Source organism: Seonamhaeicola sp. ML3 (assembly GCF_023273855.1).
GTDB lineage: Bacteria > Bacteroidota > Bacteroidia > Flavobacteriales > Flavobacteriaceae > Seonamhaeicola.
Genome location: NZ_CP096884.1, coordinates 3270041 through 3294509, shown reverse-complemented (window position 1 = coordinate 3294509; position 24469 = coordinate 3270041). Strand labels below are relative to the sequence as shown.

Annotated in this window: 30 protein-coding genes and 1 tRNA gene; 8 read left to right on the top strand and 23 right to left on the bottom strand. The window is 34.5% G+C overall.

Translation table 11 applies throughout. The features are described 5' to 3' along the window. Positions 1 to 188 precede the first annotated feature (188 nt). The gene (locus M0214_RS14405; protein WP_248723260.1) at positions 189 to 1907 is read right to left on the bottom strand and encodes an ATP-dependent endonuclease; all 1719 of its coding nucleotides are present in this window, start codon (positions 1905 to 1907) and stop codon (positions 189 to 191) included. A gap of 107 nt (positions 1908 to 2014) precedes the next feature. Beyond that, positions 2015 to 3145: a site-specific tyrosine recombinase/integron integrase gene (gene xerA, locus M0214_RS14400; RefSeq protein WP_248723259.1), complete on the bottom strand. Its 1131-nt coding sequence runs from the start codon at positions 3143 to 3145 to the stop codon at positions 2015 to 2017. 81 nt (positions 3146 to 3226) lie between these two features. Here xerA and M0214_RS14395 point away from each other — a divergent pair, with 81 nt between their 5' ends. Further along, the gene (locus M0214_RS14395; RefSeq protein WP_248723258.1) at positions 3227 to 3613 is read left to right on the top strand and encodes a hypothetical protein; all 387 of its coding nucleotides are present in this window, start codon (positions 3227 to 3229) and stop codon (positions 3611 to 3613) included. Positions 3614 to 3850: 237 nt separating this feature from the next. On the opposite strand, the gene M0214_RS14390 is transcribed toward M0214_RS14395, so the two are convergent. From M0214_RS14390 to M0214_RS14380, 3 genes are all read right to left on the bottom strand, one after another. Further along, a complete protein-coding gene (locus M0214_RS14390) occupies positions 3851 to 4594 on the bottom strand; it encodes a hypothetical protein (RefSeq protein WP_248723257.1) in 744 nt (247 codons plus the stop codon). Next, on the bottom strand, positions 4587 to 5915 hold the full coding sequence (locus M0214_RS14385) for a site-specific integrase (protein ID WP_248723256.1): 1329 nt from the start codon (positions 5913 to 5915) through the stop codon (positions 4587 to 4589). Before M0214_RS14385 ends, M0214_RS14390 begins: the two co-directional genes overlap by 8 nt. Before the next feature lie 53 nt (positions 5916 to 5968). Beyond that, positions 5969 to 6042 (bottom strand) — tRNA-Met (locus M0214_RS14380). A gap of 129 nt (positions 6043 to 6171) precedes the next feature. Here M0214_RS14380 and M0214_RS14375 point away from each other — a divergent pair. Continuing rightward, positions 6172 to 6564, top strand: coding sequence for an START-like domain-containing protein (locus tag M0214_RS14375; protein ID WP_248723255.1), 393 nt, complete (start codon positions 6172 to 6174; stop codon positions 6562 to 6564). A gap of 65 nt (positions 6565 to 6629) precedes the next feature. Next, positions 6630 to 7472, top strand: a complete 843-nt coding sequence (locus M0214_RS14370) for an aminotransferase class IV (RefSeq protein ID WP_248723254.1) — start codon at positions 6630 to 6632, stop codon at positions 7470 to 7472. Here M0214_RS14370 and M0214_RS14365 read toward each other — a convergent pair. The 5 genes from M0214_RS14365 to M0214_RS14345 form a co-directional block, all read right to left on the bottom strand. Then, positions 7469 to 8029 carry a YqgE/AlgH family protein gene (locus M0214_RS14365; RefSeq protein ID WP_248723253.1) on the bottom strand — a complete coding sequence of 187 codons (561 nt, stop codon included), beginning with the start codon at positions 8027 to 8029 and terminating at the stop codon, positions 7469 to 7471. The two genes, M0214_RS14370 and M0214_RS14365, sit on opposite strands and share 4 nt — an antisense overlap. A gap of 128 nt (positions 8030 to 8157) precedes the next feature. Next, positions 8158 to 8430 (bottom strand): HU family DNA-binding protein, encoded by a 273-nt coding sequence (locus M0214_RS14360; RefSeq protein WP_248723252.1) that lies wholly within the window; start codon positions 8428 to 8430, stop codon positions 8158 to 8160. 189 nt (positions 8431 to 8619) lie between these two features. Further along, positions 8620 to 9567, bottom strand: a complete 948-nt coding sequence (fmt, locus tag M0214_RS14355) for a methionyl-tRNA formyltransferase (protein WP_248723251.1) — start codon at positions 9565 to 9567, stop codon at positions 8620 to 8622. 2 nt (positions 9568 to 9569) lie between these two features. After that, complete coding sequence (locus M0214_RS14350; protein ID WP_248723250.1) at positions 9570 to 11468, bottom strand: ATP-dependent DNA helicase RecQ; 1899 nt, start codon at positions 11466 to 11468, stop codon at positions 9570 to 9572. 1 nt (position 11469) lies between these two features. Continuing rightward, positions 11470 to 12009, bottom strand: a complete 540-nt coding sequence (locus M0214_RS14345) for an AAA family ATPase (RefSeq protein WP_248723249.1) — start codon at positions 12007 to 12009, stop codon at positions 11470 to 11472. A 214-nt stretch (positions 12010 to 12223) separates the two neighbouring features. Here M0214_RS14345 and M0214_RS14340 point away from each other — a divergent pair, with 214 nt between their 5' ends. From M0214_RS14340 to M0214_RS14325, 4 genes are all read left to right on the top strand, one after another. After that, positions 12224 to 12517, top strand: a complete 294-nt coding sequence (locus M0214_RS14340) for a DUF493 family protein (protein WP_248723248.1) — start codon at positions 12224 to 12226, stop codon at positions 12515 to 12517. Between the two features lie 198 nt (positions 12518 to 12715). Then, positions 12716 to 13348, top strand: coding sequence for a DUF4290 domain-containing protein (locus tag M0214_RS14335; RefSeq protein ID WP_248723247.1), 633 nt, complete (start codon positions 12716 to 12718; stop codon positions 13346 to 13348). 8 nt (positions 13349 to 13356) lie between these two features. Continuing rightward, positions 13357 to 14667, top strand: coding sequence for a UDP-N-acetylglucosamine 1-carboxyvinyltransferase (gene murA, locus M0214_RS14330; RefSeq protein WP_248723246.1), 1311 nt, complete (start codon positions 13357 to 13359; stop codon positions 14665 to 14667). 107 nt (positions 14668 to 14774) lie between these two features. Next, the gene (locus M0214_RS14325; RefSeq protein WP_248723245.1) at positions 14775 to 15674 is read left to right on the top strand and encodes a hypothetical protein; all 900 of its coding nucleotides are present in this window, start codon (positions 14775 to 14777) and stop codon (positions 15672 to 15674) included. A 2-nt stretch (positions 15675 to 15676) separates the two neighbouring features. Here M0214_RS14325 and M0214_RS14320 read toward each other — a convergent pair whose 3' ends face one another. Then, positions 15677 to 16279 (bottom strand): TetR/AcrR family transcriptional regulator, encoded by a 603-nt coding sequence (locus tag M0214_RS14320; protein WP_248723244.1) that lies wholly within the window; start codon positions 16277 to 16279, stop codon positions 15677 to 15679. A gap of 72 nt (positions 16280 to 16351) precedes the next feature. Here M0214_RS14320 and M0214_RS14315 point away from each other — a divergent pair, with 72 nt between their 5' ends. Continuing rightward, positions 16352 to 16786, top strand: a complete 435-nt coding sequence (locus tag M0214_RS14315) for a cupin domain-containing protein (protein WP_248723243.1) — start codon at positions 16352 to 16354, stop codon at positions 16784 to 16786. 152 nt (positions 16787 to 16938) lie between these two features. Here M0214_RS14315 and M0214_RS14310 read toward each other — a convergent pair whose 3' ends face one another. From M0214_RS14310 to M0214_RS14255, 12 genes are all read right to left on the bottom strand, one after another. Next, positions 16939 to 17169 (bottom strand): hypothetical protein, encoded by a 231-nt coding sequence (locus M0214_RS14310; protein WP_248723242.1) that lies wholly within the window; start codon positions 17167 to 17169, stop codon positions 16939 to 16941. A gap of 140 nt (positions 17170 to 17309) precedes the next feature. Further along, on the bottom strand, positions 17310 to 17807 hold the full coding sequence (locus M0214_RS14305; protein ID WP_248723241.1) for an SRPBCC family protein: 498 nt from the start codon (positions 17805 to 17807) through the stop codon (positions 17310 to 17312). Then, a complete protein-coding gene (locus tag M0214_RS14300) occupies positions 17807 to 18271 on the bottom strand; it encodes a TspO/MBR family protein (protein WP_248723240.1) in 465 nt (154 codons plus the stop codon). The genes M0214_RS14305 and M0214_RS14300 overlap by 1 nt, the downstream gene beginning before the upstream one ends. Then, positions 18258 to 18434: a Lacal_2735 family protein gene (locus tag M0214_RS14295; RefSeq protein ID WP_248723239.1), complete on the bottom strand. Its 177-nt coding sequence runs from the start codon at positions 18432 to 18434 to the stop codon at positions 18258 to 18260. Before M0214_RS14295 ends, M0214_RS14300 begins: the two co-directional genes overlap by 14 nt. A 7-nt stretch (positions 18435 to 18441) precedes the next feature. Further along, positions 18442 to 18978, bottom strand: coding sequence for a glutathione peroxidase (locus M0214_RS14290; protein WP_248723238.1), 537 nt, complete (start codon positions 18976 to 18978; stop codon positions 18442 to 18444). Between the two features lie 5 nt (positions 18979 to 18983). Further along, positions 18984 to 19667, bottom strand: a complete 684-nt coding sequence (locus M0214_RS14285; RefSeq protein ID WP_248723237.1) for an SDR family NAD(P)-dependent oxidoreductase — start codon at positions 19665 to 19667, stop codon at positions 18984 to 18986. 47 nt (positions 19668 to 19714) lie between these two features. Beyond that, positions 19715 to 19942, bottom strand: a complete 228-nt coding sequence (locus M0214_RS14280; RefSeq protein WP_248723236.1) for a hypothetical protein — start codon at positions 19940 to 19942, stop codon at positions 19715 to 19717. Positions 19943 to 19946: 4 nt separating this feature from the next. Then, entirely contained in the window at positions 19947 to 20642 is a 696-nt protein-coding gene (folE, locus tag M0214_RS14275; protein ID WP_248723235.1) for a GTP cyclohydrolase I FolE, read from the bottom strand. A gap of 46 nt (positions 20643 to 20688) precedes the next feature. Then, on the bottom strand, positions 20689 to 20949 hold the full coding sequence (locus M0214_RS14270; RefSeq protein ID WP_371873510.1) for a TIGR03643 family protein: 261 nt from the start codon (positions 20947 to 20949) through the stop codon (positions 20689 to 20691). A gap of 8 nt (positions 20950 to 20957) precedes the next feature. Next, positions 20958 to 21407 (bottom strand): hypothetical protein, encoded by a 450-nt coding sequence (locus M0214_RS14265; protein WP_371873509.1) that lies wholly within the window; start codon positions 21405 to 21407, stop codon positions 20958 to 20960. Between the two features lie 103 nt (positions 21408 to 21510). Continuing rightward, entirely contained in the window at positions 21511 to 22992 is a 1482-nt protein-coding gene (locus tag M0214_RS14260) for a cryptochrome/deoxyribodipyrimidine photo-lyase family protein (protein ID WP_248723233.1), read from the bottom strand. Beyond that, positions 22985 to 24469, bottom strand: a complete 1485-nt coding sequence (locus tag M0214_RS14255) for a cryptochrome/photolyase family protein (RefSeq protein WP_248723232.1) — start codon at positions 24467 to 24469, stop codon at positions 22985 to 22987. The genes M0214_RS14260 and M0214_RS14255 overlap by 8 nt, the downstream gene beginning before the upstream one ends.

The following is a 24469-nucleotide window of genomic DNA, read 5'->3' as shown; positions in this document are numbered from 1 at the left end:
AACGTAGGGCAGGTGACAAGCACTTTCGTTTCGGTTTATTACTTAGCTAAATATGAATATTTTGCTTTTATCTTTTCTTCTATAAACGCCAAATTTTATATTTAGCGGACTTTGTTAAAACACACAGACCTTTCAATGAAGCACAAACGCCCTATGTTTTTTATACCTTGTTGTGTTTTCGTACTTTTTTACACTACTATTTCATTTTCAGTTAACTTAATAAACTCTAATAAGGAATAAGGTATTATCATTTCATTAAAGTCATTTGCTTCTTTACTCTCTAACAAATTCCATATACCAATACTACTTTTATCATTAGAAGTATAACCTATTACTGATTCTAACTTTTTTATATTAAAATGGATATTACCGGATGTAGCATTAATAAGATTCCAATTATTAGTTATCATTGATTTACTCGGACTATTTATATATAAATCACTTTGTTTTAAGTCTGCCAAGGTTTCAAAAATAGAAACCTCTTCAATTGTGAGTTCTTCTGATTCAAAATCCCAATCATTAATAACGAAGTGGTCAACATCAAAATGTTTACATAGCTCAATCAAGTATAAAGCAGTGGTTTTTCCATGATGACAAATAAAAGAGATGTTTTCAAAATTAAGGTATGCATCTGCATACTTTTCTTTATTTTCTATTGTTTCATCTAAAGTGATAAAGTCAATAATTTTCTTCTTAATTCCATTCTTGTAAACTAATACATCATTTGGCCCCTCAACAAGTATTACCTTTCTACTAAACAGTAATCTGTTTAAATTTGGTTCTACTGTTTTTATAAATTCATTATATCTTGATAGGGTAATAACTTCTCCCGTTTCTTCATCAACTTGTTCTACATTGAAATTTTGAATTTCGTTGTATTTACAAATAGTTTGATTGTTATCATCCATTTCAAGTCTTATTAACCCTCTTGTATCAAACGGATTAATCATTCTATCTGAGTGTGTAGTATAAATTACTTGATGTCCCTTTTCAGATAGACCACATAATACAGTTTTGTAGAAATATTCCTGATGATTTTCGTGTAGGAAGCTTTCAGGCTCTTCAAATAAAAATAGACACTTATCCTCATTGTTTGATTCCGCTATTGATTGAATAACTGCCATTACAAACATTGAAATAAAACCATCTCCAAAATAGTCAATTGGAATTAAGTTGTCAATGTTACCATTTAATCCAATTTTAAACATCATTTTTAAGAATATGTCCTCGTAACTAGGTAATCCAAAATCTACTTTACAATCATTGTTCCTTAAGTTCGTTGAGTAGTTTTTTCTAATTATTTCTATGAATTCACTTAAAGCAGATTCTTCTAATACTTTATCTGTACTTTCAGATACTTCTGACTCGAACACACTTTTTTTTACTTGCATTGTGCCATCCGAATCTACAAGTTTTTGAATATGACGACCAAGAAATGAGCGAATGTTTCCCCAACTTGTTTTCTGAGTTATAATTTCCTCTTTTATATTGTGGAAATTGACATAGAAAATGCCATAGTGTTTATTTGCTCCAAAAAATGATTTACTAATTTTTGATTTTATTTCATTATCATCTAATTGCGATGATATTGTGTATTCCCCTGAAATTGATTTAGGGTTTCCTCTGTAATCAACCCCATAATTACTGCCAGACAAGTTCGAAACAATTTCGATTTGATTATCAATATCTAAATTATGAAGGTCAATTTTCTCAAACGTTTTTTCACTTATAAATTTTTCACCAATACCATAGAGAATTGCACTCATAAGATTAGTTTTTCCAGAATTATTATAACCAACAATTGCAGTCGGTTTTAAATAATCTACACTAGGAAATGAAAAATCTTGTCCCTCTCCAAATGAACGATAATTCTTTATTGATATAGAATTGATTCTAATATTTGACATTTTTAAGTTTTATTGGTGAGTCTGTTGCGGTATGAAACACAACGGTTGTATAAAGACAATTGTCTTTATATCTACTATATTTATTTGGATAAAAATAGTTAATATTCTTACAAATCCAATGGGTTTTTTATAGAATTAAATGTGTTGGTGGCAACGTGCGTGTAGATTTCGGTCGTCTTTGTAGAATTATGCCCCAAAAGTATTTGGATGTACCTAAGGTCAGTTCCATTTTCAAGTAAATGGGTTGCAAAGCTATGCCTCAGGGTGTGGGGCGTAACGTGTTTCTTGATTCCCACCTTATATACTGCCGAAGAAAGTATCTTTACAATACTTGTGGCACTATACTTTTCTTTCTTTTGCCCCTCAAAAAGATATTTGGTAGGTCTAAACTTTTTATAATACTCCCTCAGATCATCGAGCATTGATTGTGCCAAAAGAGAATATCTGTCCTTGTTGCCCTTTGCTCCATCTATCTTGATGAGCATTCTTTTGCTGTCTATATCGGTAAGCTTCAGATTAATAAGCTCACTGCGCCTTAACCCGGCGGAATAAAGGAGACCAAGGATACAACGATGTTTAATGTTGTTTGTTGCATCAAGAATTTCACGAACCTCTTCCTTTGAGAGTACCACGGGTAGCTTACGCTCAGACCTTGGACGTTCTATGTCGTAAAACCTATTGGGCAATCCCAGAACGATTTCATAATAAAATTTGATACTGTTAATAAATTGATTTAGGTATGAGTTCGACCATTTGTTTTGAACTAAAACTTTAAGGTAGTCCCTAACATCATTTTCGTTAATTTCATCTATGTGTTTGTCCTTGTAATGGTTTATGAACTTTTCAAAACATGAAACATAGGTCTTCACGGTATTATTAGCATAGCGCTTAAGTTCAAGTTTGTCCAAGTAGGCTTCTGGACATTGTTTATAATCAATTGGTAGTTGTCTGTTTCTAAACCATTCTACGTCAAATTCTTCGTTCAGGGCTTTAGAATTATCTTTCTTAAAGAAATAATTACCATTGATCCAGGCGACACCTTTATACGTCTTGAAAATCAGGTCTAAATTATCTTTAGAGTAGGGGATGTAATGCATATGGTACAAGGAACTCCAAGATACATTGGGTAAATTATTAAGCAGTGCATCAATAACCTTATTTGAAAAATATTGAAGGCCTATCTTTTTCCTGTTGTCGATCAGCAGGTTTTTTAAAGTGATGTTTGGTAATCTATTCATGCGAAAAATTTTACTTAAATTTAGAGGTTTTTAATATAAAAGCCGAATATTATATGTATATTATCCGTATAATATTCAGTTATGAATTTGGAAAGGAAAAAGTGCCTGTCTTGTGGCAAGGAATTGACTGGTAGGTCTGATAAAAAGTACTGCGATAACCATTGCAAAAGTTCTTTCCAGTACCAGCAGTCCAAAACAGCAGCTCCCAGATTTTACAACAAAGTGGACAATCAGTTAAAGCTTAACAGAAAACTGCTGAAACATTATAATAGGGCAGGAAAGGCGATTATAAGGTCAAAGGTGTTATTGGAACAAGGGTTCGACCCTAATTTCTTTACCCACTACTGGAAGAACCAAAAAGGGGATATCTACTGGTTCGTTTATGAGTTCGGTTTTCTTAAAAAAAAGGAGTACAATGCAGAAAAGTATGTGTTGATTATTTGGCAGGACTATATGGCAATGAAATAAAAATCATTTCAAAAAATTCTACAACAAAAATTAAACCTTAAAAGCATACTTTTAGGCATTTTCTGATTACTATTATAATCATATCAACAAAAAACCAACGATCTAGCAACAGATAAGCAACAAAAAACCAACAACTTTTCATGGGCATCAACAAAAAATCAACATCTTTTTTTGATTACAATAATTATCACGATTTTGAAATATAGGTTGCCAAAATGTGCAAATATATTTTAAGCATTATACTTTATTGTCTATAACAAAATACTTTTTTAACAATTCCGATTCGGCTTCCTCCTTGGTGATAAGCGGTTTTTTAATTTTGCTTTTTGATGCTTGTGTTTTTTTGGAAACCGAAAAAGCGGCCTCCTTGGATTCTGTTGCTTCAATGAAATCAGGAAAATTAAACTTGCCTTTCATTGCACTTGCACTAGCCAACCCTTGCGGAGTATTGGGATAAATGCTTTTAATCCTTTCCAGGGCATTAAAGTTTCCTTTTGGAACTGCTTTGTGATCGGGATAAAAGTTCTTGATGAACGATTCAAAGTGCTTTTTGTAGTTAAGGAACTGTATATTGAATAGGCCTTTTGTACTTCGATCATTTAATTCCAAAAGTTCTAGATTGTCGTTCAACCAATCTGCAAAATAGAAAAACGTTTCCGCCAATTCGAAATATTGGTTCAATACGTAATCAAATTCAGGTTCTGTCAACTTGCTTTTCTTCTCCAAAAGACTGAAGATATTCTTGTTCAGTTTGCTGCTTTTAAGAATAAATTGGTCATTTTTCCTGTCCTTTATATATGGAACGATACCATCGTAATAATCTGCTACGTAGATTTTGTCTAGATACTTGTCGGTTTTAAAGATTTCTATTTCCTGCAAAACTTCTTTCGGAATCTTGTTCTTTGCTAAAAAGAAATGAAATTCCACCAATAGGTTAGGGATCAGTCCCAGATAGTATTTATATAATGAATCTTTATCCATTGTTCTTTTTTAGCATTTCTGAATAATCGGCTGGTAATTCTGCGTCCAGATTCCTGAGATATTTTTCCAAGGCGGTCATTGAGGTATGCCCCGTGATCTGCATAAGTTCGCTTTTGGCCTTAAAAGGTGAAGATTCCTTTACCAGTTCTCTGTAAAGTTTAGTAATACTGGTATGCCTAAAGCTGTATAGTCCGTAATCTTCACCAATACCAAGGGGTTCCTTGACCATCTTTCTAAACCGTTTGGTAAAATAGTCACGTTTGTTATTTTCGCCAGTTTTCCATGCGCCACCAATTTTGCTTGGTGTGAACAGAAAATCATCGCCGTTCATTTTTGATAAGTCCGGTAGTTCGTCCAGAAGAATCTGCGGAATAATCCTAGTCTTTAAATTACTGTTCTTGGCCTTATATTGTATGATCTTGTCCGTTAGGTTGATATCCTTGATTTTCACTCTGTTAATTTCAATCGGTCTTAACAGGCCATAAAGAATAAATTTGATATAGAGCAAAAGATCTGGATCCTCATTTTCTAAATGCTTGAATATGTCATCTTGCATTTCTTGGGAATAAGTCTTGTGCCTTTCGGGTTTAGACTTTAATACTGGTATTTTCTTTATAAAGTTGGATTCAATAATCTCATTGTCTTCCAAAACCTGCATGATACTGCTAATATCCGCTCTATAATTATTACGGTTTCTTGCAGAAGTCTGGCATAATATGTCATTTAGGTATTCTAGAGCAATATTTTTGTTAATACCGTCAATGGTCTTGATATCTGGGTGTTTCGTGTACAACCATTTCAGGAATGCATTTATTTTACCTTCGTAATCCTTTAGAGTTCTTGCGTTCACCACATTTTTCTTTAGTTTTAGTCCGAAGTCAAAGGCTTCCTTCAATGACAATTTAGTTGTTTCGCTTACGGTTTCTGGTTGTTCAGGTTCTGGTAAACTTGCGGTTTCTTGTGGTTGGGTTTTAGGAGCTTCCTTTTTGCCCTTCAGTTTATTGAACAGCTCGGTATTGTCGTTAAAGGGATTGTAGCCCTGTTTTAATAATTTTAGCAATGTCTTGCGATAGACTGAAAGCACCTCCATACGTTCTCCCTTGGTCTTGTACTTGTTTGCTACACCATAAAATGGGGTCATCCGTTTCATTTTTCCAGAATCGGGGTTTCTGAAAGAGAAATACACGTACCAACGCTTGGTCAAATCGCCATCTGCAACGTAAATTTTAGGATTGGAAAAGTTTTTCTTCTGGGACAAATCGTATGCACTTTCGTATTCAAAATCGTATGCAAAAGTAAGAATCTGTTTCAAATTAGACATAAAAAAACGGTTTAGAAAGGCTAAACCGCTTGTTTTATTGACTTTATGTCTTGTAGCGAGATCGAGATTTGAACTCGAGACCTCCGGGTTATGAATCCGACGCTCTAACCAACTGAGCTACCTCGCCATTTTGTGGCTGCAAATATAAAAACAAAATTAATCTCAACAAACATTAGTGAAATAAATTATTGCGAAAAAAATTGCATTACTTATTAATTAATGTATATATTACGCTACATTAATTTTTAACGTACTTATGGACGACAAAGTAAGATTCGATATCGAATTTCCAATTCATGCTTCACCTCAATTATTATTTCAATATATATCAACACCTTCGGGACTTTCAGAATGGTTTTCAGACAATGTAAATTCACGTGGTGAGTTGTTTACCTTTATATGGGACGATAGCGAAGAACAAGCTAAATTACTGAGTAAAAAAAGTGGGGAACGTGTTAAATTTAGATGGGTTGCAGACGATGAAGAAGGCGCTTCTTGTTACTTTGAAATACGAATTCAGGTCGACGAAATCACCAAGGATGTTTCCTTAATGGTTACCGATTTTGCCGAAGAGGACGAAGTCGATGAAGCTAAAATGCTATGGGAAAACCAAATATCAGATTTAAAGCATGTATTAGGCTCTGTGTAGATTTAAATAGTATAATTAGACTATATTTGTCCCGTTTTCAATAAACCTGAAAACGGGATTTTTTTATGATAAATTTTAACGGAAATATTTCTGAAAACACAGCGTTACTTTCAATAGAAAACAGAGGGTTTGCCTATGGTGATGCGGTTTTCGAAACCATAAAAGTGAGTTTGGGTAAAATTCTGTTCTTGGAGGATCACTACTTTAGGTTAATGGCTTCCATGAGAATTATGAGAATGGAAATCCCCATGAATTTTACCTTAGAATATATAGAAGAACAAATTAAGGAAACATTACAGGCAAACGATTTATCGGCTTCAACAGCTAGAGTTAAATTAATAGTGAATAGGAAATCTGGTGGGTTATACACGCCAACCAACAACGATGTAGATTTTCTTATCACCATCAAAGCGCTAGACAATGATTTCTACACCTTAGATGAAGGTTCTTACGAAGTCGATTTGTTTAAAGATTATTACCAGTCACCAAGTTTATTATCTACGCTTAAAACCAACAACAAGGCTTTGAACGTTGTTGGTAGTGTCTATGCAAAAGAGAACAACTTGGACAATTGTTTGGTCTTAAACACTAACAAACAGGTTATAGAATCTTTAAACGGAAATATATTTGTCATAAAAGGAGATACTGTAAAAACACCTCCAATTTCTGATGGATGTTTAAAAGGGGTGATGAGGAAGCAAATTATTGACATCGTAAAGACCATGTCTGACTACAACGTAGTTGAAGATTCTGTATCGCCATTCGAGCTTCAAAAAGCAGATGAAATTTTTTTTACCAATGTTATTGTTGGTATTCAATCTGTTACAAAATATAGAAAAAAGACTTTTACCAATAATCTAGCCAAGACATTGATAGGAAAACTTAACGCAAAAGTAAGATTGGGTTAGTTGTAATTAGGATTTTCTGGTGCATTGGACCAAATACTGTATTCACCTCCAAATTCTAACATTTTTTCTTTCCAAAATGATTTGTAGTCCTTACCGATAATGTTCTTTTTGTAAATATTCTCGGTGACTACCCAAGAGTTGGCTTTAAGCTCTTCTTCGAGCTGAAGAGCGCTCCATCCAGAATAACCCAAAAAGAATTTGATATCACCCTCTTCAACTTTAGATTCTGAGATGAGTTCTACAACTTTATCGAAGTTGCCACCCCAATAAATACCTAGCGATATTTCTATGCTGTCTGGAATTAATTCGGGTACCTTGTGTATAAAATATAAATTATCCTGTTCAACAGGGCCGCCATTATAAACTTTAAAATCGGCTTCTATTTCGGGAATGAGTTCATCGATGGTGTAATCTAGAGGTTTATTGAGAATAAAACCAATAGAGCCATCGCTGGAGTGGTCTGCAATTAGAACTATGGAGCGATTAAAAGATACATCACCAATAATTGCAGGTTCCGCAATGAGCAAGTCTCCTTTTTGGGGGTTTGTAGCTGTCATGCTTTTTTGATGAATTTTATCTAAATCTAGTATTTATTTATCAAAAAAGCAACTCTTGACTTTGGGTCATAAAAAAAGCCTTCTAAATTTAGAAGGCTTTAACGTCTATATTTAGTAACTAAATTATATTAGTTAACAGCGCTTGATAAATCTGCACCAGCTTTAAACTTAACAACGTTTTTAGCTTTGATTTTGATAGTTTCACCAGTTTGAGGGTTTCTTCCTTCTCTTGCTGATCTTTTAGAAACCGACCAAGAACCAAATCCTACTAAAGAAACACGGTTACCTTTTTGTAAAGCTCCTTCAATTTCAATAAGTGCACATTCTAATGCTTTTTTAGCGGCAGCTTTAGTAATTCCTGCGTGTTCTGCCATTGCATCGATTAAATCTGTTTTGTTCATAATATAAAGTTTAATTATTAATAAATTGGTTAAACATTTTTGTTAAATCCTCTACAAATTTATACGGATTATCAAATCACGCAAGTAATAACAAGGGAAATGCATGCTTTTGTTGATAACTTTGAGCATTTGTTAATAAAGGATAGACCAATGGTTTGGTTTCTTTGTAGTGGTAGTGTTTACAAGGGTTTAGAGCGCTTTGGCATTATCTGTAAAAGAATAGCCGTTTAGTAGCGATTTTATATCCATGCGTTTCTTCCCCGGAAGTTTAATTTCCAGTATGGATAGGTATCCATTTAAAACCGCAATTTTTAAGCTTTTTTTAGTGGAAACAATGGTTCCGAGATTTAAATCGTGTTCAGCAGATTCTTTTTCGGCTTTATAAATTTTTACATCCAGTGCATCTTCGCCATTAATAAAAGTACACCAAGCAGCAGGATAGGGGCTAAGCCCACGAATATGGTTATATATATTGTCTAAGGAGTCTTGCCAATTTATTTTACAGTTGTCCTTGTTTAATTTGTAAGCTGTTTTTATATCGGTGGTATCTACTTGAGGTTTAGTTTCAATAGAGCCAACCTCAATAAGTTTTACGGTTTTTAAAACTAAGTTACTTCCAAGTGCCATCAATTTATCGTGAAGCTCTCCAGCATTTTCATCTGGTTCAATATCTACTTCCTCTTGAAGAATCATGGCACCAGTATCAATTTTTTCATCTATAAAGAAGGTTGAAACCCCAGATTTAGTTTCACCATTTATAATAGCCCAGTTTATGGGAGCTGCCCCTCTGTAGTTAGGTAGCAGGGAGGCGTGTAGATTGAACGTTCCATATTCTGGTATTTGCCAAACAACAGCCGGTAACATTCTAAAAGCAACCACCACCTGTAAGTTTGCCCTAAGCGACTTGAGTTCATTAAGGAAATCTCCGTTTTTTAGGTTGGTAGGTTGTAGTATGTTAAGGTTATTTTCTTTGGCATATTGTTTTACGGCACTCTCATTTAGTTTACGTCCTCTACCTGCAGGTTTGTCGGGAGCGGTAATTACCCCAACAATATTATATTTATTCTCTACTAGTATTTTTAAGGTCTCGACAGCAAAATCTGGGGTTCCCATAAAAACAATTCTTAAATCTTTCATTATCAACTTAGTTTATAAGTGTTTTTTGGTGTAATAGTAATCATATTATGTTCAACTAATAGTTTTAAAACTGTTTTTAAATCTTTTTCTGAACAATTTAGTTTCGAAACAATTGCCCTAGAGGATAAATCGCCTTGTTCCAAGAGGTCAATGATACGGTTTTTTAAAGCAGGTATATCAACCTTTTTGAGTTTTTTTTGAGCCGAAGTACAAACCGAACAAACACCACAAGGGCTTAGGTCTTTCTCACCGAAATAAGATAGCAATTGCATGCTTTTACAGTCACTATCATTCTCAACATAAGCAAGCATGGCTTTAACTTGGTCGTGCTTTATTTTGTTTTGATGCGTTAAAACCTTGGCAATACGGTTTATGGTTTTATCGTCTTCCCTCGGTTCTATAAATGTTATTTGAGCATCGGTTTTTGCGAGGTTTAATGTCAAGACATCATCTTTTTCTAATCGTTGCAAAGTATGAATTAGTGTTTGTTCTGAAACCGATGCTCTTTCGGCAATTTTTTTGGTGTCTACTTTGGTTTCATGATCAAAAATACCGCCGTACATTCTAAGTATGGACTTTATTATAATGTTTAAATCACTATGCGTATCGAGATAATTGAAAATAGCATGGCTGTCCATTATAAATTGAACAGTGACTTTGTTTTTAAACTGTTTGGAAAGATTTATGATACTGTTTCTATCAAGTAACTCTAGGGTGTTATAACAAAGAAGTGTATTAAAATCGTAGGTTTTACTAAAGGCATTGAAATTAAAATCAAAAGTACTATACGCCCCTTCTCCGTAAGATATTTGGAAGTAATTACATAGTTTTCTATACACCTGCTTTACATAATCTACACTAGGTAAAACATTCAGAAATTGATTTTTCACCAGTTGTAGGTCACTGTCGTTTTTTATAATAACGGCAAAAGATTTTTCACCATTTCTTCCCACGCGTCCGGCTTCTTGAAAATAACTCTCGATACTTTCTGGTAAATTAAAATGTATAACCGTTTTAACATCAGGCTTATCAATGCCCATACCAAACGCATTGGTAGCCACTATGACTTGTTTTTTGTTATTTGCCCATTGGGTCATATTGGCTTCCTTTTCGTCGTTAGATAGTCCACCATGATAGTAGGTCGCTGTAGAACCTTTTGACTCTAAAAATTGACTTAATTCTAGTGTAGCTTTTCTGTTTCTAACATAAACGATAGCCGATTGTGTATACTTTTTTAAAATGGTTTCGAGTCTGTAATATTTATCGTTTTCATGAAGCACCATATAGCCAATATTAGGCCTGACAAACGATTGTTTAAAGATTTTAGGTTGGATAAAATCAAGCTCCTTTATGATATCTTGAACAACTTCGGGTTTAGCCGATGCCGTTAACGCAACCACATTGACCGAGGGTTGAAGCCTACGTAAAAGCGTAATGTTTTTATAAGATGGTCTAAAATCATTTCCCCATTGGGAGATACAATGTGCTTCATCAACAGCTATGAGATTCACATTCATTTGCCTAATGCGATCCTGAACCAATTCCTGTTGTAGCCTTTCGGGAGATAGATACAAAAACTTGTAGTTTCCGTAGATACAATTGTCTAAAAGCGTATCCAAATTATTAAGGGAAATACCACCGGTAATGGCCAATGCTTTTATGCCTTTTTGGTTTAAGGCCTTTACTTGGTCTTTCATTAAAGCAATTAATGGCGAAATGACAATGCAAATACCGTCTTTGGCTAAAGCAGGTATTTGAAAACACAAAGATTTACCACCTCCCGTAGGTAATAGCACAAAAGTATCTTCACCATCAATTACCGCATTTATGATATCTTCCTGCTGGTTTCTAAATTTGGTGTAATTCCAATAACGTTCTAATATGTTAATTGGGTGCTCCATATTACAAGTTTAACGCTTCAAGGATAAAATTGATGCGCTCTTCTACAGTTCCAAAGGGAACATCAATTAAATTGTAATTGTAGGATTGGTAAGTTTCTAAAAGGTGTTCGTGGATTTTAAGCGATTGCTCGAAGTTTTCGTAACGTTCGTTATCGCTTTCGTAAATAAGGTCCCAGGGTTTAAAAATAAAGACATGGTCGTAAATACTGGAGCGGCAAACATCTCTAAAATCTTGCGGGTAGGTATTACCAATATAATCCATATAGGCTAGGACATCGTGAACGCCTCGATCTAAAAACACGATATTTGAACTACTTTTTGAGGCCTCAATAAACTGTTGTTCACGACCTTTTAAAAGGCGTTCGCTAAACAATAATGGCTTGGTTAAAAAAAGTTGGTCTATACCTTCCTTTTGAGCTTCGAGTGTTACCTGTCTGGAAATCTCCTCAAAGCAATGATGGCCCCGTTTTATAAGTTCGTTTATTATTGTGGATTTTCCGGTGCCTGGCCCTCCTGTAATGACAACTTTTTTAGTGCTCAAATTTGTAGAATTTAGTGTAAAAATCGGAATTTAGAACCGATTAAAAAAATAGAAGCTAAACTGTATATCGCTTCAGTATAACCTGAGTTTTATTTAGCTATAAAAATGGGATAAAAACTGATTCATAAAGACACAAATCCATTTGGGTTTTTATTATGGATTTATGAGTTTTTCAATAAAAAAATCATGTATTTTTGCAGCATAAAAAATTGCTATGGCATCATCACATAAATCAGACGAATTTTACGAAAAACTAAAAGGCCAACTTTATGAAACAACCACTTGGCCAGCCGAATACCTATATAAGTTTATAGTAAAGTCCGATATGAAAAAAATTGCTCAGGTCGAGGCCATATTCGATAACATGGGAGCGGTTATAAATACAGCCGAATCTAAAAACGGGAAGTACACAAGCGTGTCCGTTAACCTTTTAATGAGAGACCCAAACGCCGTTATTGAAAAATACAAAGAGGTAGCCGAAAAAGTTGAAGGTGTTATTAGTTTGTAGAAACAGTTTAGAAATATCGCAATTCCCGTTTTATAGTTTTGACTAAAACGTTGTGAAGAAAACTAAACTCTACCTAAAACACCACAAAAAAGGCCTGTAATAATTCTAATCACATATTTTTAAATAGCCTCTAAGTTTTTTTTGTATTTTGCACTTGCATAAGAACTACATGCATTAATTTTAATTCACACATTTATTTTGATAGATACTTTAGAATATAATACCGAGCGTGAGCATTTAATTATTCCTGAATATGGACGCCATATGCAGAAAATGATAAATCATGCCAAGACAATAGAGGACAAAGAAGAACGCAATAAAATTGCAAAATCCATTATCTCTGTAATGGGAAATATGCAGCCACATTTACGCGATGTGCCCGATTTTCAGCATAAACTTTGGGATCAATTATTCATCATGGCCAATTTTGAGTTAGATGTAGATTCACCATTTCCGAAGCCAACAAAAGAGGTTTTAGAAGAGCGCCCGGAACCTTTGAGGTACCCACAAAATCATCCTAAATACCGTTTTTATGGTAACAACATCAAGACAATGATAGATGTTGCCAATACTTGGGAAGATGGCGAGTTAAAAGAAGCGCTTCTTTATACCATAGCAAACCATATGAAAAAGTGTTTCTTAAATTGGAATAAAGACTCTGTTGAAGATGCGGTTATCTACGATCATTTGTTCGAGTTATCTGGAGGAAAGATAGATTTACGAAATTCTGAAGAAGATTTATCAGATTCTGCTAGTTTAATGCGTTCTAAAGGTAAATACAGTAACAAGAAGAAAAAGAACACGAACAATCGTCAAAGAAAACGTCACTAAATTTACCTATGGGAATCTTTAAAATTGAAGGCGGTCACCAGCTCAAAGGAAGCATTCAGCCTCAAGGTGCCAAAAACGAAGCGCTACAAATATTATGTGCTGTATTATTAACTCCAGAAAAAGTTATTATTAATAATATTCCTGATATTGTTGATGTTAATAAACTAATCAGTTTACTTACAAAACTTGGGGTTACTGTTGAAAAACTTTCCAAAGGTACTTATTCGTTTCAAGCCGATAAAGTTGATTTAGATTACTTGGAATCCGATCAATTTAAGATTGACGGACGTGGTCTAAGAGGTTCGATTATGATAGTAGGCCCATTATTGGCGCGTTTTGGTAGAGGTTATATCCCAAAGCCTGGTGGTGATAAAATAGGTAGACGAAGATTGGATACCCACTTCGAAGGTTTAATTAATTTAGGTGCGAAATTTAGATACAGTAAAGAAGAACAATTTTACGGTGTAGAAGCCGATAAACTTAAAGGAACCTACATGCTTCTTGAAGAAGCTTCGGTTACAGGTACGGCCAACATTGTTATGGCAGCTGTCTTAGCTGAAGGTAAAACTACAATATACAACGCTGCTTGTGAACCTTATTTACAGCAATTATGCAAAATGCTGAATAGGATGGGAGCTAAGATTAGTGGTGTTGGTTCTAATATGCTTGTTATTGAAGGTGTTGAAAGTTTAGGAGGAACAGAGCACACCATGTTACCAGATATGATTGAGATTGGTAGTTGGATTGGATTGGCCGCCATGACCAAAAGTGAACTTACGATTACCAACGTATCTTGGGATGATTTAGGGGTAATTCCTAATATGTTTAGAAAATTGGGCATTACTGTGGAAAGGCAGGGAGACGATATTCATATTCCAGCGCATACCGATGGGTATGAAATACAAAACTTTATAGACGGCTCTATTTTAACCATTGCCGATGCGCCCTGGCCAGGTTTTACACCAGATTTGTTAAGTATCATTTTAGTCGTAGCCACACAAGCACGAGGAAGTGTTCTCGTTCATCAAAAAATGTTTGAAAGCCGATTGTTTTTCGTTGATAAATTGATCGATATGGGAGCTAAAATCATTTTATGTGACCCTCATAGAGCTACGGTTATCGGTCATGATTTTAAGTCAACCTTAAAGGCGACTACAATGACTTCACCAGATATTAGAGCAGGAGTGTCGTTGCTTATAGCGGCGCTGTCTGCCAAGGGAACATCTACGATTATGAATATTGAGCAGATTGATCGTGGTTATGAAAATATAGACACGCGTTTAAAGGCTATTGGAGCAAAAATTGAACGTTTAGATTAATATAGTTCTCAACAAACACCAAATAAATTATAATTTGTATTTTTCTGTTGGGTTACTTTATAAAAGCAATCTACTTTTAACAATTCTTACTTAAATACAAACTCGTTATGAGAAATTATAGTTTACCATTGGTGTTATTTATGTTAACCCTCTTAATATCTTGTGCTAACAAGAATAAATCTAACGTTTCAACGGATCAAGTTATATCTTCGAAAGTAAACCCATCTTTAGAGTTAGTTTGGGAAACCGATACGTTGCTTACTACAGCCGAAGCTGTTTTATTTGATAAGGCCTCAAAGACAATATATGTCTCTAATATAAACAACAATCCTTGGGAAAAAGATGGTAACGGATTCATTTCTAAAATAAATACCAGCGGTGAGATTGTTGATTTAAAATGGATGGAAGGGGTGAGTGGCCCTAAAGGTTTGGGCTTAAGCCACGGTAAGTTATATGTAAGTGATATTGATTGTGTTGCTGAGATAGATATAGCCTCCCAGACAATTACCAATACTTATAATGTAGAGGGAAATCCACAATTAAACGATATTACTGTAGACCATGAGGGTGTTGTTTATGCCTCGGGATCTGGTTCTGGTACTGTCTATAAAATAGCGCATGGTTCAATTACAGAATATGCTTCGGATACCTTAAATTTAAAACGATTAAACGGATTGCTTTTTCAAAAGGAAGGTCTTTATTTTTTAGATTCTGGCACTCAACAATTTGGAGTTTATAATGCTACAAATGGTTTTAAAAAATTAACGGATAGTATTGGGCATGGCGATGGTGTTGTAAAATTAGAAAACGGTGATTTTATAACCTCAAGTTGGAAAGGAGAAGTGTTTTATATTCATGCTAAAGATTGGAGTAAAGAAAAACTTTTAGACACCAGGGAAGCATCTATTAACGCTGCAGATATAGATTTTATTCCAGAAACCCAAACACTTTTAGTACCTACTTTTTTTCATAATACTGTAAGGGCTTACAAGCTTAAATTAGAATAGATTTATCTGAATTTGTCAGTAAGGATACCTTTTAAAAGCGTGTCTAATCCCCAATTGAGTATGGTTTTAGAGGTCTCGTTGTCTAGACCGCAAACGTCTTTGGTTACAATGGTAGCTTCAACTCCCATAAGTGCTGTAGCGACAACGATTAGTTTTTCGGTATCTTCTTCCGATAGGTTAAGGGTATTGTTTTCTAAAGCTAATTCTAAGGTTTTAACGCGTCTAGCACCTCTTTTACCTTCATCTGAATTAGAAGTAATGGCATGACTTAAATATTTTCTAAAAGCGTTTTCGTGATTGTAGGTTAATTGGTTAAAGTAATCCTGAACACCTATGAGTTTATGTCTAATATCTTTATCTAGTAGGGGTTTCAGTATAGCTTCAGGGGGCTTTGTTTGCCAATCTAGACCAGCTTCTAAAGAAAGTATATCTACACTAGAATAATAGCGGTAAACCGTTGCCCGAGATATATTAGCGTCTTCAGCAATTTGCTCTAAGGTAAAGTCGGTTCCTTTTCTCAGTAAATTCTTTGCGCTAGCAAGTATTTTATTCCGAGTTTTTAGCTTTTGCTGTTTTCTTCCGGTTTCTATGTATTTCTTTCTCATGAGACAAATGTCTTATAAAATTTGCAGAATTCAAAATTCATTATTAAGTTTGTGAGACAAAAATCTCATAAAATGAAACAATCAACTACCAAGTGGGTGTTAGGGCATAAGGTAACACCATATGATACTACTGGAAATTACGATATTATGTTTGCTGAAACTCCAGCACATGTTCAAGGGCCACCGCCTCATTCTCATAACTCTTTTGATGAGTCTTTTTTAATTATTGAAGGCGAAATGGAATTTTTTATTGATGGTGAAGTTAAAGTTGTTAGTGCAGGAGAATCTGTTGATTTACCAAAGAACACCTTACATACTTTTAGTAATAAAACAGATAAAGTGTGCAAATGGGTGAATATTCATAGTCCAAAAGGTTTTAGAAACTTTTTTGAAAAATTGGGTATCTCAGAAGATGAGGAGAATGCTCAAGAACGTTCAGTCGCGCCTTCAATAATTCAGGAGGTTATACAGACAGCTGCAGATTTTGATATGTTAATTGCTGGATAACCTATTGGTCTTTTTAGTCTCTTGATAGTATTTATTTTAACTCCAATAGTCTAGCCTAGCCTTAGATTAAAAAGTATATTGTTGTAAAGTAATTACGCAAATTTTGTGAAAAGTAATATTGCTTTTACGTTTTATAAAAGAACAGGTAAAATCTAACCAATAAGGTCGTTTTGTCTTCCCTTTAAACGCTTTTCTATTTTTTGTTTTATAACGGTTAAGCGCTTCATAAGGTCCATAAGTTCTGGATCTTTGGTTTCTTTGTAAATAGTGTTAATTTCTAATATAAGGGCTTTAACCTCTCTAGAAGATTCAATGCGTTCACTTGTAGTTTTAAAGGTGTGTCTACGATTTTCAAATTCTAAAGCTCTATCAATCAATTCCATAGTCAATATTCAATTAAACAATCTGCCAAATACGGTTATTAGCAGGAAGACAATATAATAAAATTTGCCAAACTTATGTTTTTAAATTGAATTTATGGAGGGAAACGAATATTTTAACCCATTTTAACACTTTAGCGTTTTCAAGCTACTTTTACTTTCGATTTTATTTTAGGTTCAGGCATGTTTCCAAAGAGTTCATTTAGCTTTTTGGTGCGGTATTCAAAAATCTCATTTAGTTTAGGCGCCACTACCATAGGGTGCATGAGTTGACCTAAGATTCCAAACGGAATTTTATAGTGAATGATATCTTCCATTTCTACACCACCTTCTATTTCCTTTATAAAATGTTTATGGTGCCATAAGGCATAGGGGCCAAAGCGTTGTTCGTCTACAAAGTATTGCTTATCTATAACATGCGTTATTTCGGTAACCCATTTAGTTTTAATACCCAAAACTGGTGTTACAATGTATTCGATAATTTGGCCAGCATACATGGGTCTGTCTGCTCCAGACAAAATTTCGAAACCCATATAATCTGGTGTTATGGTTTTTAAGTTTTTGGGATTGGATAAGAACTCCCAAGCTTCATCTACCGAAATGGGTAAATTTTGTTTTCTATGTAAGCTGTATATTTTCATTATTTGTTGTGTATTAGTATGTACATATTAAGCGATGTTGCGACAAAGAGCCAGAATAAATAGGGGAGAATAAGCACGCTTTTCAATTTTAGTGTTTTCCAGTAATTATAGGTAAATATTGAGACTATGGAGGTTAGCGCTAAAAGCACAATAAGTCCAACTGCGACTTGGTGCGCATTAAAAAAAACATAGTTCCAGCTAATATTTAGTACAAATTGAAGCGTGAATAGTAGTATTATTTTTGAAGTTAGCCCAGTTTGTAATAAGTAAGCCATGTATAACGAGAAACAGGCCATAATGGTAAACCAAGCAACACCAAACACCCAACCGGGAGGAGTCCAAGGTGCTTTGTTAAGTGCTAAATACCACTCTTTTTGCGGTCCCGATGCCATAAGCAAGTTGCCTATGGCAAGGGCACCGAAATTTAAAATTAAGAAGAGAACACTATAACTAACTAATTTCATGATTTGTTTTATTCAAATACGCTAAAATCTCTTGAGCTTCTGCATATTTTTTATCGCTTTCTTTTCTGTTTATCGAGGACAGTTCATGCCACTCTTTTAATAAGCGTTTAACTTTTTTTTCTAATTTTTCTCTTTTCGAATTTCTTTTGAAAATTTTGAACATGGCAATTTTATTTTAAATAATTCGTAATTCTCGGGCTTAGAGGTTTAGTTGTAGAAAGGAAATAATCTACTAACTTGCCTTGAGGGTCAACTAAATATTTTTGAAAATTCCATTTAACCGTAGATTGTCTAACACCATTGTTATGTTTCTCGGTTAAGAATTGATAGAGTTCGTGTTTGTGTGTTCCTTTAACATTTACTTTTTCGGTGATATTAAAAGTTACACCATAATTTATTTCGCAAAATTCCTGTATTTCGTCTGCATCTCCAGGTTCTTGCCTACCAAATTGGTTACAAGGAATACCTATGACTGCTAGGACATCGCTGAACGTATCTTGTAGTTCCTGCAATTCTTTATACTGAGGAGTAAAGCCACACTTTGAAGCTACATTAACGAACAGGATATATTTTCCCTTAAATTGTTTTAAATCCAATGCAGAGCCATTGAGACTAGAAATGTTTACATCGTACAGATTAGAAACCAATGCATTTACCTCAGGTTGCTTTGGATACAATGTTGCTACAAATGTTTTTAAAACGTTCATAATAATTATATTTTAAAACTTACGATACCACAGTCTATTTCAAAAATCTGGCCAGAAATGGAGTTCGCTTTTTCAGACAGTAAGAACTCAGCCATATTAGCGACCTCTTCGGGTTGCAATATTTTTTTCAAGGGATGACGTTCTTTAATACTATCAATCATTTTGTCATTACGCAATAATTTAGCGGCCAAACTAGTATCGGTGACTGTAGGTGCAATTGCATTTATTCTTATAGAAGGGGCCCATTCGGCGCCAAGCGATTTTACCAAGCCTTCTACGGCAGATTTAGCCGCAGCAATACTGGCATGAAAAGGCATGCCTAATTTTGCAGCAACTGTACTGAATAGAACAACCGAAGGGCTATTTCCATTCTTTAGCGCTGTCATATACTTTTGAAGTACTTTTACAGCACTTAAAACGTTTATGTTCAAGTCATTTTGAAAATCGTCTAAAGTCAGCCTTTGGAAAGGTTTCAGGTTTATACTACCAGGGCAATAAATTAGTCCATCTGCTTGCTCTATATCTGGTAGTTCATCTTCTAGAACATTACAGGAATAGTGCACCAAATTATCGTTAGATATATCTGGTTTAGTCCTGCTTATGTTTATAACCTTATGTTGTTCTAATAAATTTTTCACAAGGGCATTGCCAATACCTTTACTTCCACCTACTATAATTATTGTTTTCATTTTGTATTATTTCTGACTGAACAGTACCAATTAGTATTGGGTATTCGTTATACAATTAAAGGTCCTTTTAATCTCTTTTCAACCTTTCGTTTAATAGCAGTAAGGCGTTTCATTATGTCCATGAGTTTCTGGTCCTTTTTTATTTTGTAGATTTGATTTAAATCTAAAATGAGGGCTTTAGCTTCTCTGGATATTTTTACACGGTCGCTTGTAGAGAGACCTCTCATTTTTCTTTGTTCAAACTCTAGCGCTTTGTTAATTAATTCTAATTCCATGGTGTTAATCGTTTAAATAATTTTGTAATTCTGTAATTTTTTGAGGGGTATTAAACTTTCCGCCGTAATAAGCGGTAACCGTCGAGGAGGTGTCATCTTTTACACCTCTGGAAGACACACATAGATGTTTAGCATCGATAATGACAGCAACATCTTCTGTGTCTAAAATTGATTTTAATTCGTTTGCTATTTGGTTTGTTAAACGTTCTTGTACCTGTGGTCTTTTAGCATAGTACTGTACAATTCTATTAAGTTTAGAAAGGCCAATTACTTTACCAGAAGATATATATGCAACATGAGCTTTACCTATAATGGGTACGAAATGATGCTCACAGTTAGAATAGAACGTAATATTTTTTTCAACCAGCATTTGGTTGTACTTGTACTTGTTATCGAACAATGCTACTTTAGGCTTATTACTCGGATTTAGACCAGAGAATATCTCATCAATGTACATTTTTGCGACACGTTCTGGGGTTCCTTTTAGGGAATCGTCGTTTAAATCTAAACCCATAACTTGCATAATTTCTTCAAAAAGAATAGCTATTTGTTTTTTCTTGTCGGCATCACTAAGTCTAAATGCATCATCTCGTAGAGGTGTCTCAAGGCCCGTGGAAAGGTGATCATCTCCAATATCTTCAATACTAAACCCGTTTAAGTGATGTCCGTTAATTTTTGTTTTTTCTTTTTCTAATTGCATATCTTCTTTTTTATGTGCTGTCTTAGCGTATTGTAATCAAAGCACGTTAACGTTTTGAAATTTTATTATGTGTAATTTGTTTTTGCCTGCTACATTTAAAACGACCTTTTTCGAAGCCTCTTAATTTTTGATGTTTAGTGGCTCTTCCTTGAACACGTTTACGCCACATTTTGAAACTTTTGGGTTTCATATGCTTTCGCATGATTTCGATGACCTCCTGTTCTTTGAGACCAAATTGATATTTTATGGCATCGAATGTTGTTCTATCCTCCCAGGCCATTTCTATAACTCGGTCTATATCTAACATGGATAAAGTCATAAATCTTGGAAATTATAACGTTCTTCGTAAATCAATTTTTGTTCAATCATTTTATTTAGGAATGTTTTATTCTCTCTAACCATGTTATTATTTTTAAACCTCACGAACTTCCCTTGGGCATGTAAACTGAGCTCATCACCTTTAAAAACTACTAATTGTGGATAGGGAATAACCCATGTAAAATTCTCTAGCCCTTTGTTTATGTATATTAAAATACCTTCGGTTCTTAATTCTAAATTTGCATAATTGATATCTGAGCTTTTGTTTATAATTTGTTCCAAATTTGGACTAACTTGTGATATAATCATACGCTTAGACCCAACACCTTTCAGTTTGAAAGTCTTCAATAGGGTAAAAGAAGTACCAACCAATTCCCTAATTATTTGTTTGTGTTCTTTATTTTGATGGGTTGTATTTAATAACATATTGTATCTATTCTCTTTCAAATATACAAAATGTTTAAGTTTTTATAAAAAAGTTTAAACAAAAATAGCAATGGCACTATCAGTATTTCTTATGGGATATAATAATTGCTTGGTAATAAGTTTTTTAAGATTGTTTTCGGCGGTTTTTTAAGGTGTGCTTCCTAAGAATACGTTGACTTTCTTCCATAACCGTTTTATCTTTTCTTAAATTCCAAAGTGTATCACCGGCCTTTTTTCTAGTGGCTTCTAAATCCACAATTGGTAACGGGTAATCCTCTCCCAAGGTAATATTGTAGAATTGTTGTTCCAGTTCAGTCATTAAATATGGCTGATGCGCAAATGGCGTATCCAAGTCTCTTAGTTCTGGAACCCATTTTTTTATAAAAGCTGCCGAGGGGTCATGCTCTAAACTGTTTTTTACAGGATTATAAATGCGAAGCATATTAATTCCAGTTTCTCCTGCTTGCATTTGTAACTGCGGAAAGTGTATACCAGGTTCAAAATCTAAGAACATTTGAGAGAGATGTGTTGTTGCTGCTTGCCAAGGTTGCCATAGATTGTGCGTGAAGAAAGATACTACTAAGGCTCGCATTCTAAAGTTTAAATACCCTGTTTCGTTTAAACACCGCATACAGGCATCTACTAATGGATAGCCCGTTTGTCCTTTTTTCCAAGCTATTTGATAGCTTTCGGAGATATTTTTTTTCAGTTTATGAAATCCTTTGTTAATACTTGCTTCTTCCATAGTATGTTCCATTTCAAATTTTTGAATGAAATGTGATTGCCACCTTAAGCGCGACATGAAAGCATCCAACGCTTTTTTATGCTTGGAAACTTTCCTTGTCTCTTTGGTTTTGTGAATAACCTCTCTAACAGAAAGATTTCCCCAAGCAATATATGGTGAGATCCTGCTACAGCTTGTTCTAGCTAAATCGGGTTTAGAAATATGGAACATGTAATCTTTGTGCCGTTCTTGAAAAAATGAGTTTAAATACCTTAAACCTGTTGTTCGGCCACCTTTTTGAAATGGCGTGAATTCCGAGGTTTTTAACTGTGGAAGTTTAAAATTTTCTTCAATAGATTTAATGGTATCTAAAGAAATAAGCTGATTACTTTTAGGTTGAAACGGTAAAGGCTCTATCGCATAAAGCGCGTCTACCAATTCATTCCATCCTTTTCTGTCTTTCAAACCTCTTATTACACCATTATTTATGTATTCCTTCCAATCAATAAGGTTGTTTTTACAGAAACGCTTGAAGTTTTTATCCCGCTCGTAGGTTACTAGAATTCCGGTTTCTTGATGAGAAAAGATTTCTGTTATACGGTATCGCGTTAATAACTGATTAATGGTAGCATTAATATCTGCATTTACCGCTAGGATTTTGGATTGGTAGGGCGCTAATTGTTCGTTTAGGTCTGTTATAGATTCTTTTATGAAATTCCAATGTCTCTCGCTGTAATGCACATCTTCAACTAAAATGGGCTCGAAACAATATAACAACAAGACCCGCCTTTCACTTTTTAAAGCCTCATAAATAGCCTCGTTATCAAACAAGCGTAGGTCGCGTTTTAGCCAAACGACATTGATATGTTCTTTTTCAATCATTATTGAGGGCTTTTAAAAAAAAATCGGCATTTTCAAAATGGGCTTCTTTTGTTTCTACTGGCATTTTATCGAAGGTTCTAATAAGCATGCCCAACCTGGGGTTTGATAAAAAAAAGGATCTGTGCTTGTCCATAAACGTCCAGAATAATCCATCCCAAGTTTTTTGCCATTCTCCTTTTTTATAATTGCTCATTTTCATGATGTAGTTACTACTACTTATATAGGGTTTTGTAGACATAATACCGCCATCTGCATAAAGGCTCATGCCATAAACATTTGGAACCATTACCCAGTCGTATGAGTCAATGAAAAGTTCCATAAACCATTGGTAAACCTCATTTGGGTTAAATTCACATAACACCATAAAGTTACCCAAAACCATAAGGCGTTCGATGTGATGTGCATAGCCTGTTTTTAATACCTTTTTTATAACATCGTCTATTGGAGCTATTCCGGTTGTGCCCGTGTAGAACGATTTGGGTATTTTTCTGGTAAACCCCCAAAAATTTGTTGTACGTTCTTGGGAGCCTTTTATTTGATAAACACCTCTAATAAATTCGCGCCATCCTATTATTTGTCTAACAAAACCTTCGGTTGAGTTTATAGGGATATCATTCTTTTTTGCAAATTGAACCGCTTTTCTTGCAACGTGTTCCGGGTCAAGTAACCCAACATTTACCAATGGCGATAATATACTGTGATTTAAAAAATGGGCTTCTTTAACTATGGCATCTTCATAAATACCGAATTCGTAAAACCGTTGCTCAAAAAATTGGTCAAGCCAAGCTTCAGATGAATCGAAGTCTAAGGGATAAGTAATAAAATCGTTAAGAGCCCCATAGTTATTAGCGAAGTGTTTACTAACGTAGCCCTCAGCCTCGATATGATATTTTGTTTTGTCTGGAAAATGAATATTAGGTGGCGTTTTATCTTTTGGATATCTTTTCCGGTTATCGGTATCAAAAGTCCATTTTCCGCCTTCAGGTTCCCCTTGGTTCATTAAAATGTTGAGTTTCTTTCTTTGGTTTTTATAAAATGCCGTTTGAAAGAATTTCTTTTTAGTAGGTTTAAAAAAATCTGATAGCGCCTCTTTAGAATTTATAAACCCTGGGTTATCGTACCAAACAATATTAACGTTTTGGGCATAATTTATAATGCGTTTTTCTAACCAACAGTCTACAGGATCGATGATATGAACAGTTTTATAGCCTTGGCTCGCAAGGTATGGAAGAAGTAACCTTATATCGCTTATTGCCTTTTGGGAATCGATATAATGTACTTTTTTATTCTTAAGTTTTAGATAGTCTTGATAGGACTTCATGGAAGCTCTATGGAAGGCAATTTTTTGTTTATGGAATTTATAGTGTTTGAAGAAAAGAAATTCTTCTACCATAACAATATCGGTAGCACTTTCTAAAGCCTTGGAGGTTTTAAACAGTTGATTGGGAAAAATGATATGGACGTCTGTTGTTTTCAT

Bases quoted from the DNA above. Each gene is read 5' to 3' on its own strand.
- M0214_RS14280 (WP_248723236.1), bottom strand. From the start codon at position 19,942: ATGGAATTAGAATTAATTAACAAAGCGCTAGAGTTTGAACAAAGAAAA.
- xerA (WP_248723259.1), bottom strand. From the start codon at position 3,145: ATGAATAGATTACCAAACATCACTTTAAAAAACCTGCTGATCGACAAC.
- M0214_RS14395 (WP_248723258.1), top strand. From the start codon at position 3,227: ATGAATTTGGAAAGGAAAAAGTGCCTGTCTTGTGGCAAGGAATTGACT.
- M0214_RS14260 (WP_248723233.1), bottom strand. From the start codon at position 22,992: ATGATTGAAAAAGAACATATCAATGTCGTTTGGCTAAAACGCGACCTA.
- M0214_RS14350 (WP_248723250.1), bottom strand. From the start codon at position 11,468: ATGGAGCACCCAATTAACATATTAGAACGTTATTGGAATTACACCAAA.
- M0214_RS14255 (WP_248723232.1), bottom strand. From the start codon at position 24,469: ATGAAAACAACAGACGTCCATATCATTTTTCCCAATCAACTGTTTAAA.
- M0214_RS14360 (WP_248723252.1), bottom strand. From the start codon at position 8,430: ATGAACAAAACAGATTTAATCGATGCAATGGCAGAACACGCAGGAATT.
- M0214_RS14300 (WP_248723240.1), bottom strand. From the start codon at position 18,271: ATGAAATTAGTTAGTTATAGTGTTCTCTTCTTAATTTTAAATTTCGGT.
- M0214_RS14405 (WP_248723260.1), bottom strand. From the start codon at position 1,907: ATGTCAAATATTAGAATCAATTCTATATCAATAAAGAATTATCGTTCA.
- M0214_RS14340 (WP_248723248.1), top strand. From the start codon at position 12,224: ATGGCATCATCACATAAATCAGACGAATTTTACGAAAAACTAAAAGGC.
- M0214_RS14295 (WP_248723239.1), bottom strand. From the start codon at position 18,434: ATGTTCAAAATTTTCAAAAGAAATTCGAAAAGAGAAAAATTAGAAAAA.
- M0214_RS14285 (WP_248723237.1), bottom strand. From the start codon at position 19,667: ATGAAAACAATAATTATAGTAGGTGGAAGTAAAGGTATTGGCAATGCC.
- M0214_RS14305 (WP_248723241.1), bottom strand. From the start codon at position 17,807: ATGAAAATATACAGCTTACATAGAAAACAAAATTTACCCATTTCGGTA.
- folE (WP_248723235.1), bottom strand. From the start codon at position 20,642: ATGCAATTAGAAAAAGAAAAAACAAAAATTAACGGACATCACTTAAAC.
- M0214_RS14385 (WP_248723256.1), bottom strand. From the start codon at position 5,915: ATGTCTAATTTGAAACAGATTCTTACTTTTGCATACGATTTTGAATAC.
- M0214_RS14370 (WP_248723254.1), top strand. From the start codon at position 6,630: ATGATAAATTTTAACGGAAATATTTCTGAAAACACAGCGTTACTTTCA.
- M0214_RS14325 (WP_248723245.1), top strand. From the start codon at position 14,775: ATGAGAAATTATAGTTTACCATTGGTGTTATTTATGTTAACCCTCTTA.
- M0214_RS14315 (WP_248723243.1), top strand. From the start codon at position 16,352: ATGAAACAATCAACTACCAAGTGGGTGTTAGGGCATAAGGTAACACCA.
- murA (WP_248723246.1), top strand. From the start codon at position 13,357: ATGGGAATCTTTAAAATTGAAGGCGGTCACCAGCTCAAAGGAAGCATT.
- M0214_RS14390 (WP_248723257.1), bottom strand. From the start codon at position 4,594: ATGGATAAAGATTCATTATATAAATACTATCTGGGACTGATCCCTAAC.
- M0214_RS14375 (WP_248723255.1), top strand. From the start codon at position 6,172: ATGGACGACAAAGTAAGATTCGATATCGAATTTCCAATTCATGCTTCA.
- fmt (WP_248723251.1), bottom strand. From the start codon at position 9,567: ATGAAAGATTTAAGAATTGTTTTTATGGGAACCCCAGATTTTGCTGTC.
- M0214_RS14270 (WP_371873510.1), bottom strand. From the start codon at position 20,949: ATGTTAGATATAGACCGAGTTATAGAAATGGCCTGGGAGGATAGAACA.
- M0214_RS14320 (WP_248723244.1), bottom strand. From the start codon at position 16,279: ATGAGAAAGAAATACATAGAAACCGGAAGAAAACAGCAAAAGCTAAAA.
- M0214_RS14365 (WP_248723253.1), bottom strand. From the start codon at position 8,029: ATGACAGCTACAAACCCCCAAAAAGGAGACTTGCTCATTGCGGAACCT.
- M0214_RS14290 (WP_248723238.1), bottom strand. From the start codon at position 18,978: ATGAACGTTTTAAAAACATTTGTAGCAACATTGTATCCAAAGCAACCT.
- M0214_RS14310 (WP_248723242.1), bottom strand. From the start codon at position 17,169: ATGGAATTGATTGATAGAGCTTTAGAATTTGAAAATCGTAGACACACC.